An 8,873-nucleotide genomic window follows, 5' to 3' on the forward strand; every position below is an offset into this window, starting at 1 on the left:
CTGGAAGTTTGAGGCAAAGTTAATATAAGGAAGGAAAGAAGTGAAGAAAAAGGGGAATGCTATTATCGAATTTGACCACCATAATAAGTTCCCTGGAAGGAGTAACTATGAAAGATGTAAATGGGATAACCCAAACAACGTCTGAGGAGCCGTCCGATATTCTTGGCGAAGGCTTGATCGAAGAGAAAAAGAAGAAAAATCTTGATGAAATGATTGAGGATTTGAACAGGGACAATCCGGCGAAAAACCAGAAAAGGAAATACCGGGGTGTTTTTTAGTTTCTGTAGTTAATTTTCCGGGATGTCTATTTTCAAATAGTCTGTATAAATTCCAATAAATAAATACGTGCTGGTGGGAAGGGGCTAAGTTATGACAGGAATAAATGGGTTAAAGACCTATACCCTATCTTCTAGTGAAATTGAAGTACTTCTGTTAACTGATTTTGGCGGAAAACTTCAACCTGTTGACGGTGCAAAACTGTCCAAACTAAAACAACGGCAGGCTAAGACGGCGGTATACAAAACGAGATTTTCCAAACCAAACACCTAATGTTATAGTAGTCAATCTGATCGTAAATCAATTTTGGTGAAAGGCCGGACCTTGTCCGGCTTTTTATTTTTCTATAATAATTCAAGGGGCTGTGTATGGACTCTTTTGGGTTTATGCCTGCTTTTCCACATAAAGGCAGGCATAAGTAATGCCTGAGCTACAGATAATGTGATTAGGTGATTCCATTAGTTATTTTAGCAGAAAAAATGAGGTGTTTTTTTTATGTCGAAAACTCTTTATGTCGGAAACTTACCTTGGCAAACAACTGAGAATGACCTTGCGGATGTCTTCCGGCAGCATGGCACGGTCATATCCAGTAGAATTGTTACTGACAGAGACACAGGGAGGGCAAGGGGATTTGGCTTTGTTGAAGTGGACGATGCGGATGCTGAAAAAATGGTAGCGGCAATGAATGATACTGAAGTAGGCGGACGACGCGTTGTAGTGAATGAAGCCAGGCAGCGATAGGGCTAATTAGATGTATTTATGCATCATGACTTATAAAATGCTCTTCAATAGCTTGCTTTCACGCCTAAGAACTGGCTGATCGTGAATAGGTAATAGATCAGCTTCACCATGCAAGTCCGGAAAATGCTGAAAAGCCGCTGATTAAGCGGCTTTTTTGTTGTTTATAAGACTCTTTGCTCATGCCAGTCCTAAATTGCTTCTCTCGGAAAGGCCGACCGGTTTTTGCAAAACCGGCAATAGCATCAAAACCGAAGTGGCTAACGGTATCATGCTTCATAAATATATGAATGACAACTTCATTCTACAATTGCATGTTACCACCATCTGATACATAATGGATTTATGACCCAGTATATATGTGAAAGTGAGATTATAATATGAGCACTACCGATGAGGCCAAAAGTAGATTCAGTAATCCTTTTATAGCGCTAAAACATAAAAATTTCCGATATTATTGGATAGGGATGTGTGTTTCCCTAATCGGTACCTGGATGCAAAATATAGCGCAACCATGGTTAGCCTACACTTTAACTAATTCACCGTTTCTGTTAAGTTTAATTGGAATACTTCAATTTACTCCAATGCTGTTACTGGCCTTGCTTGCAGGTGTTGTTGTAGATAAATTTCCCAAAAAGAAGATTTTAATATTTACTCAATCTGCTTCACTGGTTATTACGTTAATACTTGCCATTTTAGTCTGGACAGGGAAAATCCAATACTGGCATATCTTGCTTATGGCTACCGCCCTGGGAATTGTTAATACGATTGATATGCCGTCGCGGCAGGCACTGGTTATAGAGCTTGTAGGTAAGGAAGATTTAATGAATGGAATTGCATTAAATTCTATGGCCTTTAATTTGGCAAGAATTATCGGTCCTGCAGTTGCGGGACTGGTTATGGGATATGTTGGTCTGGCGGCGTGTTTTTTTATAAATTCCATTAGCTTTGCAGCAGTCTTGGCAAGTTTGTATCTTATTAAATTAAAGCCGGCAGTAATAAAGTCTCAAAATAATTCTAATGTGTGGGAAGAAATCAAAGATGGCCTTACCTACATTTATCATAACGATAGTCTTTTATATACGATCATCATCTTGACTATAGTCGGTACGTTTGCTCCGAATTTTAATGTCCTCGTTCCTGTTTTTGCCAAGGATGTACTGCATCAAAATGAGGCAGGCTTTGGCATTCTTATGTCCTTTTTGGGAGCGGGATCATTTTTGGGTGCCATGTTCATCGCTACCTTAAGTAAATCGGGGCCTAAAAAATTTATTATTTATGGTGTACCCTTTATTATAGCTATGGCGTTAATTATTACTGGTTATATTGATGTTTACTTATTGACCGGACTTTCTCTGGCCGTTACGGGCTTCTTTTTTATTATGTTTACTTCCAGTGCAAATTCAACGTTGCAGCTTAATTCAAGTAATGAATACCGCGGCAGAGTCATGAGTGTATACACGTTGGTCTTTGCCGGAACCACACCGTTTGGGAATTTTTACGCCGGATTATTTGCGGAGCATTTTAATGCAAGAGTAGGTTTTGCGGCTTGCGGTATGATCATCATTGTGCTTATGATTCTTTTATATGTATGTATATGGGGAAAAAGGCTTTTTTTGCCGGAGCGATTTAACCGGCAGTAAGAAAGCGGGAATGACCGTAATGTGATATAATGGTGCTCGTAAAAGCGTTGGCAATAATTTACATGAGAAGAGGAGTGTTTAATGATAAAGGTAGGGATTATTGGAGACTTCGATGAAGCTAAGCCTTCCCATGAAGCTACTAATAAAGCGTTACAGCATTGTGCTAAATATTTACACCTAGACTTGGAATGTAAGTGGTTACCGACGATAACGTTAGAAGGGGACATTAAAAAAGATATTTGTGACTTTGATGCATTTTGGTGTGCGCCCGGAAGCCCCTATCGTAGTTTTAAAGGAGCAATAAACGCAATACGTTTTGCAAGAGAAAATAATTATCCTTTTATCGGTACTTGTGGCGGTTTTCAGCATGCAATTATGGAATATGCGCAAAATGTATTGGGGATGGCCGAAGTCAATCATGAAGAATATAATCCAGACGCCTCCACTTTTTTTATTTCAGCTCTATCTTGCTCACTTTTAGAAACAACAAGGAAAATATACTTAAAGGAAGGAACTAAAAGCCAAGAAATTTATGGGCAAACTGAAATTGAGGAGCGATACAACTGTAATTTTGGACTGAATGGTTGTTTTCAAGATACTTTTGATAAAAGTGGCCTTCATGTGGCAGGTGTCGATAGCAATGGTGAAGTCAGAATTTTTGAATTGTCCCCCCATAGATTTTATGTTGCAACACTGTTTCAGCCGCAGCTTAGTTCAACGCCTGAAACCCCTCATAAATTAATTGTAGAATATCTACTGGAAACTCAGAAATTTCATAATGAGCACAAGTAAAAGGCAGCCAGCAAACTATTTTAGGGAGTATGCTGGCGCTTTGTTTCAATACAGGTAGGCTTATATCATATGTTCTGGAATGACATTTGAACGGAAAGGAACTTTGGACTGAGAGCAAGGAACTAAATTAGTCAAATATCATATTGTGAAATAGAATAAGGTATTTGTCTGGCTGCGAGTATATTACTGGACAAAGCCTTCATGTGTGTGTATAGTATACATTGATTACATTTTGCCCTTTTACACAGAAAAAGTAGTCAAGCAGTATCCCCGAGTATGTATGCGTTTTAGCGGACAGCAATATAACAATATGAGGAGGTTTTAATACATTGAGTATTAGTGCAAAACAATACTGTGCAGACCTTTATCAGCGGGTTATAAAGCGAAATGCCAATGAGCCTGAGTTTCATCAGGCCGTTAAGGAGGTTCTGGAATCTTTGATTCCGGTGCTGGAAAAACACCCGGACTATATTGAACTGGGTATTATGGAAAGCATTGTGGAACCGGAACGTCAGATTATTTTCAGAGTTCCCTGGGTGGATGATGCCGGAAGCGTACACGTGAACCGTGGCTTCCGGGTTCAGTTCAACAGTGCTATCGGCCCTTATAAGGGCGGCCTGCGCTTTCATCCTTCCGTATATATAGGTATTATCAAATTTTTAGGTTTTGAACAGGTCTTTAAGAACTCCTTAACCGGGCTGCCCATCGGCGGTGCCAAAGGCGGTGCCGATTTTGATCCCAAAGGCAAATCCGATATGGAAATCATGCGGTTTTGCCAAAGCTTTATGTCCGAGCTGTACCGTCATATCGGTCATGATATGGATGTACCGGCCGGCGACATCGGGGTAGGCGCCCGGGAAATCGGCTATTTGTTTGGCCAATACAAAAGAATCAAAAATACCTATGAAGCAGGTGTATTAACAGGCAAGGGCCTGTCCTACGGCGGAAGTCTGACCAGAAAAGAGGCTACCGGCTACGGCCTGATTTATTTTGTCAATGAAATGATGAAGGCAAAAGGCCTGTCCATTGAAGGGAAAAACGTGCTTATTTCCGGTTCCGGCAATGTGGCCATTTATGCCTTGGAAAAAGTCCGGCAGTACGGCGGCAGGGTTGTGGCCGTAAGCGACTCCGGCGGTTATATCTATGACCCCTGTGGTATTCAGGTTTCCACTTTGAAGCAAATCAAGGAGGTAAACCGCCAAAGAATCTTTGAATACGTAAAATACCATCCTACCGCCACTTACCATGAAGGCTGCTCCGGTATTTGGACCATTCCCTGCGACATCGCTTTGCCCTGTGCAACCCAAAATGAAATTGACGAAAACTCGGCTAATATCCTGGTGGCCAACGGCTGCAAGGTGGTAGGCGAAGGAGCCAATATGCCTACCGACCTGGCAGGTACCAAGGTGTTTTTGGATAACGGCGTGCTTTTTGGACCGGCCAAGGCCGCCAATGCCGGCGGTGTTGCCACCTCGGCTCTGGAAATGTCGCAAAACAGTATGCGCCTAGCCTGGACTTTCGAGGAAGTGGATGCCAGGCTGAAGGACATCATGGTGAACATTTATAAAAACACCAGCCAGGCGGCAGAAGCCTATGGCCTAAAAGACAACCTGGTTGCCGGTGCAAACATCGCCGGGTTCAAAAAAGTAGCGGAAACCATGAAGGCTCATGGTGTAGTATAAGGTTAAGACGGTGAAGACCCGGGCAGATGCCCGGGTTTTTTAAATAGTCAATTTATAGACAGGATTTTATGATATAACAAAGAAGTGCTATAAGACAAAGAATTTCTTTCATGGAGATAGAGAACAATGCTTGAAATCATAGCGACAACAGTTGAGGACGCCAAACGGATAGAGTCCGCCGGTGCCGGACGGATCGAGCTCATTCGGGATTTGTCCCAAGGGGGACTTACCCCGGAGCATGGATTGATAAAGGAAGTAGTGGAGAACGTCAAAATCCCGGTCAATGTAATGATTCGACCCCACGCTAATTCATTCGTCTATACAAGCGCCGAGTTGAAGGCAATGCAGGAAGATATTTTAAAGGCCAGACAACTAAAAGCAAACGGTGTGGTTTTTGGGGTTTTGGATGAAACTAATGCGATTTGCGAAAAGTCTTTGGTTAAGCTGCTGGAGGCTTGTGACGGGCTGGCCGTAACATTTCACCGGGCTATTGATGAAATCGCTGATCCGGTTAAAGGGATAAAAGTGCTGGCTAAATACCCGCAAATCACAACGGTACTAACTTCCGGCGGCCAGGGAAATATTCTGGACAATTTGGCAACAATAAAAGATATGATGGAGCACGCGGGGCAGATTCAAGTCTTGGTGGGCGGCGGGCTAACCTTTGAAAACATCGAGCGGATTGTGGCTGAAACCGGAGCGCCGGAATTTCATTTTGGAACGGCGATTCGTGATAACAGTGCCGCTTTTGGGGAAATTAATGAAAAGAAACTAACGGCTCTTGTTAAGCTTATGAATCGGATAGGAAGCTGAAGCAGGATTAATCGTAAGGCTAAGGTGATTCTATGATATTCATTACCGGTGATACCCACGGCGGTATTGACATTAAAAAATTTGCATCCGGCAACTTTCCGGAAGGAAGGAACCTTACGAAAGATGATTATGTGATCATCTGCGGCGATTTTGGCTGTATATGGGACGGCAGCCGGGAACAGGCCTGGCTGCTCAACTGGTACAAAGATAAACCGTGGACTACCCTGTTTGTCGATGGTAACCACGAAAACTTTGATATGCTGTATGATTTCCCCGTGGAAGCTTGGAAGGGCGGCAAAGTGCATAGAATTAACAGGTCGGTGCTCCATCTGATGCGTGGACAGATATTCAGCCTGGCTGGGTTAAAGTTCTTTACCTTCGGCGGAGCCATGTCTACCGATAAGATATTCCGGCGGGAGCATGTTAGCTGGTGGTCGCAGGAGATACCAAGCCTTGAAGAAGAAGAGGAAGCGACGCTTAACCTTGCCAAGCATAATTTTGCCATAGATTACATAGTTACGCATACGGCTCCCACAAACATAGTCGAATATTTAAACCGCTTCGACAGGCTGCGCGATCCGACAAGCGGAATGCTTGATAAATTCGTTTCTATACTACAGTTCAAGCATTGGTATTTTGGTCATTTTCATACGAGTCAACGAATCAATGAGCAATTCACCTGTCTTTATAACGAAATAATCAGGTTAGTATAGCCGGTACTTATACGTAAGTGTCGGTTTTTTTTTGGATAAGCGGGGCTGGTATCCTGCCCTCGTGGTTTTTAGACCAGGAGCTACCGGCTAAAAATCACCATTTTGTATGATATTGCGCATTTGATCAAGGAAGTGGTTTGCTGAGATAACACGAGGTTTGATAAAGCCGGTAGCAATGGCATAATTTTCTATCCGCCTTAATAAACTGTACCGTACCGATATGCGGAAGGAGAAATATTGATGTACGATATCAACGAATGTCATTACAAGGCGAACGCGCCGTATCCACCAGTGCGAGTGGATGAGCCAAATCTTGCCTATGCCGACGAGATGCTAAGTAATATGGGTGCCGTTGTTTCCGAAATGAGTGACGTGACCCGATATTTCTACATTTCCGTGGTAACAGAGCCGGAGTTTCGCTCCATTTCGGTATGCTTCCACCATATCAGCATCGTTGAAATGCATCACCTCAATATATTCGCGGAGCTTGCGCTGCAGCTTGGGACGGACCCGCGGCTCTGGTGCGGGAGGACCCGCAAGCGTTGGTGGTCGCCCTCGTTTATCGGTTACCCGCGTGATGTATGTGCTTTGATAACCGAATCAATCGAAGCGGAAAAAGCGGCCATCCGCAAGTATTCCCGGCAGGCGGATACCATCTGCGATGGGAACATTGTGGCGATCTTAAACCGCATCATACTTGACGAGAAACGCCATCTCCAGATTTTTAGAGAGATGTGTGAGCAGCTTCAGTGCTTTTAAAACAAATCTCAGTTTATCCCTGCCAATCGGGGCCTGAGATTTTTATAAATAGAAAGTCGTGCAAACCGCTTATGTCTGCTTTTATGACAGACATGGCGGTTTTTGCTTTTTGCAGGCGGTTTTCTTGTCTTTACCGCAGGGGCCTGTTGAGAGTATGGATTGGTAATTTCTTAACCTGCCATAGTCACTTCCGTGAGCGAATTTTGGCAGGATACTTGCAAGAAAACAAGAATATACCACTTAGTATATAGCTCAATCGTTGCGATATTTTCTATTATGAGGTTAATATGAGGTTAAAAAAGGGAGGACTGGGTGGATGGAAATGCTGAGAGGACAGGTGGACCATATTGTTTATGCTACTCCTGACCTGAATATTGCTATTGAACAACTGGAAGAATTACTGGGTATTACAGCCACTCCCGGGGGGCGGCATCCCGGTTGGGGAACTCATAATGCCCTTATTTCTTTGGGACCGGACAGCTACCTGGAAATTATCGGCCCTGATCCGGACAGTCCTAAACCGGAGCAGCCGCGGCCCTTTCAAATCGACAGTCTGTCAGCAGCGCGGCTGGTCACCTGGGTAGCTAAAGGCAGCGGGCTGACAGATTTGGTGAACCGGGCAAAACAGCAGGGGATTCTTCTGGGCGAGGTTATGGCGATGAGCCGGCACACTCCTGACGGCGAGCTGCTTTCCTGGCATTTGACCAATCCCATGACGATAGTTGCCGAGGGCCTCATCCCCACCTTTATTGACTGGGGCATTACAAGACATCCCGCGCTTGCCGCCGCCCAAGGTGCCTGTTTGGTGAACTTGCGGGCTGAGCATCCGGACGCGGCGAAGGTGGCTAATAGTCTGGACGCTCTTGGCCTGGGGCTTCCGGTTGTAGCTGGCACGCAGCCAGGACTCATTGCGACCATCGATTGTCCGAAAGGGCGAGTGGAGCTGCGCTAAACAACTGTTCTGTGAATGTAGGACTAAAACGCTGTAAATGTGATATAATATAGCTATAATTTCTTTGGGAAAAAGAATAATAAAAAGCTTTCTAGGGTTCCGTGACGCAAGGTCAGTCTGGTCCGAGAGAAAGCGCACAGCAAGCTGTGTACACGGAAGGATAAAAGCCTGGGAGTACTTGAACCGGAGCAGGAAAAACGGACATTGAAAGAAAAAGCCTCCAGTCGTAGGATAGAATTACGACTGGAGGTTTTGTCATGTCAGGGAAAAAAGGGATGTCACGGTATGGCCAGGAGATGAAAGAGATAGTAGTCCAGGGGTATCGTAGAGGGATTAGCATACGCGAATTAAGCAGACAATATGGAATCAGTCGGTATGCCATCCAGAGCTGGTGCGGTCTGCGCAAGGAGGTAGAACTTCGCCATGCGGCGCCGCTGCCCAAGGGACGACCTACAGAAAAGTCGAAAACGCAGGAACAAACCATAAAACGTCTACAAATGGAAAA

Annotated in this window: 11 protein-coding genes and 1 riboswitch; all 11 genes read left to right on the top strand. The window is 44.1% G+C overall.

Features of this window, described 5'->3' with window-relative positions:
* The first annotated feature begins 107 nt into the window (after positions 1–107).
* Entirely contained in the window at positions 108–278 is a 171-nt protein-coding gene (locus F3H20_RS19855) for a hypothetical protein (protein ID WP_188128232.1), read from the top strand.
* Between the two features lie 91 nt (positions 279–369).
* Entirely contained in the window at positions 370–549 is a 180-nt protein-coding gene (locus F3H20_RS07610; RefSeq protein ID WP_149734337.1) for a hypothetical protein, read from the top strand.
* A gap of 222 nt (positions 550–771) precedes the next feature.
* Positions 772–1,017: an RNA recognition motif domain-containing protein gene (locus tag F3H20_RS07615; protein WP_149734338.1), complete on the top strand. Its 246-nt coding sequence runs from the start codon at positions 772–774 to the stop codon at positions 1,015–1,017.
* Positions 1,018–1,394: 377 nt separating this feature from the next.
* Positions 1,395–2,657, top strand: a complete 1,263-nt coding sequence (locus F3H20_RS07620) for an MFS transporter (protein ID WP_149734339.1) — start codon at positions 1,395–1,397, stop codon at positions 2,655–2,657.
* A gap of 81 nt (positions 2,658–2,738) precedes the next feature.
* Positions 2,739–3,449: a CTP synthase C-terminal region-related (seleno)protein gene (locus F3H20_RS07625; RefSeq protein WP_149734340.1), complete on the top strand. Its 711-nt coding sequence runs from the start codon at positions 2,739–2,741 to the stop codon at positions 3,447–3,449.
* Between the two features lie 335 nt (positions 3,450–3,784).
* Entirely contained in the window at positions 3,785–5,131 is a 1,347-nt protein-coding gene (gene gdhA / locus F3H20_RS07630; RefSeq protein ID WP_149734353.1) for an NADP-specific glutamate dehydrogenase, read from the top strand.
* Between the two features lie 126 nt (positions 5,132–5,257).
* Positions 5,258–5,944: a copper homeostasis protein CutC gene (locus tag F3H20_RS07635; protein ID WP_149734341.1), complete on the top strand. Its 687-nt coding sequence runs from the start codon at positions 5,258–5,260 to the stop codon at positions 5,942–5,944.
* 32 nt (positions 5,945–5,976) lie between these two features.
* Entirely contained in the window at positions 5,977–6,657 is a 681-nt protein-coding gene (locus tag F3H20_RS07640; RefSeq protein WP_149734342.1) for a metallophosphoesterase family protein, read from the top strand.
* A gap of 240 nt (positions 6,658–6,897) precedes the next feature.
* Positions 6,898–7,416, top strand: coding sequence for a ferritin-like domain-containing protein (locus F3H20_RS07645; RefSeq protein ID WP_149734343.1), 519 nt, complete (start codon positions 6,898–6,900; stop codon positions 7,414–7,416).
* A gap of 316 nt (positions 7,417–7,732) precedes the next feature.
* The gene (locus F3H20_RS07650) at positions 7,733–8,368 is read left to right on the top strand and encodes a VOC family protein (protein WP_149734344.1); all 636 of its coding nucleotides are present in this window, start codon (positions 7,733–7,735) and stop codon (positions 8,366–8,368) included.
* An 80-nt stretch (positions 8,369–8,448) separates the two neighbouring features.
* Positions 8,449–8,545: riboswitch (guanidine-I (ykkC/yxkD leader) on the top strand.
* Between the two features lie 80 nt (positions 8,546–8,625).
* A partial coding sequence (locus F3H20_RS07655; RefSeq protein ID WP_149734345.1) for a hypothetical protein occupies positions 8,626–8,873 on the top strand: 248 nt, incomplete at its 3' end.

Origin of the sequence: Propionispora hippei DSM 15287 (assembly GCF_900141835.1) — a bacterium.
In the GTDB taxonomy this organism is placed as follows: domain Bacteria; phylum Bacillota; class Negativicutes; order Propionisporales; family Propionisporaceae; genus Propionispora; species Propionispora hippei.

Bases quoted from the DNA above. Each gene is read 5' to 3' on its own strand.
- F3H20_RS07635 (WP_149734341.1), top strand. From the start codon at position 5,258: ATGCTTGAAATCATAGCGACAACAGTTGAGGACGCCAAACGGATAGAG.
- F3H20_RS07645 (WP_149734343.1), top strand. From the start codon at position 6,898: ATGTACGATATCAACGAATGTCATTACAAGGCGAACGCGCCGTATCCA.
- F3H20_RS07650 (WP_149734344.1), top strand. From the start codon at position 7,733: ATGGAAATGCTGAGAGGACAGGTGGACCATATTGTTTATGCTACTCCT.
- F3H20_RS07620 (WP_149734339.1), top strand. From the start codon at position 1,395: ATGAGCACTACCGATGAGGCCAAAAGTAGATTCAGTAATCCTTTTATA.
- F3H20_RS19855 (WP_188128232.1), top strand. From the start codon at position 108: ATGAAAGATGTAAATGGGATAACCCAAACAACGTCTGAGGAGCCGTCC.
- F3H20_RS07610 (WP_149734337.1), top strand. From the start codon at position 370: ATGACAGGAATAAATGGGTTAAAGACCTATACCCTATCTTCTAGTGAA.
- F3H20_RS07625 (WP_149734340.1), top strand. From the start codon at position 2,739: ATGATAAAGGTAGGGATTATTGGAGACTTCGATGAAGCTAAGCCTTCC.
- F3H20_RS07640 (WP_149734342.1), top strand. From the start codon at position 5,977: ATGATATTCATTACCGGTGATACCCACGGCGGTATTGACATTAAAAAA.
- F3H20_RS07615 (WP_149734338.1), top strand. From the start codon at position 772: ATGTCGAAAACTCTTTATGTCGGAAACTTACCTTGGCAAACAACTGAG.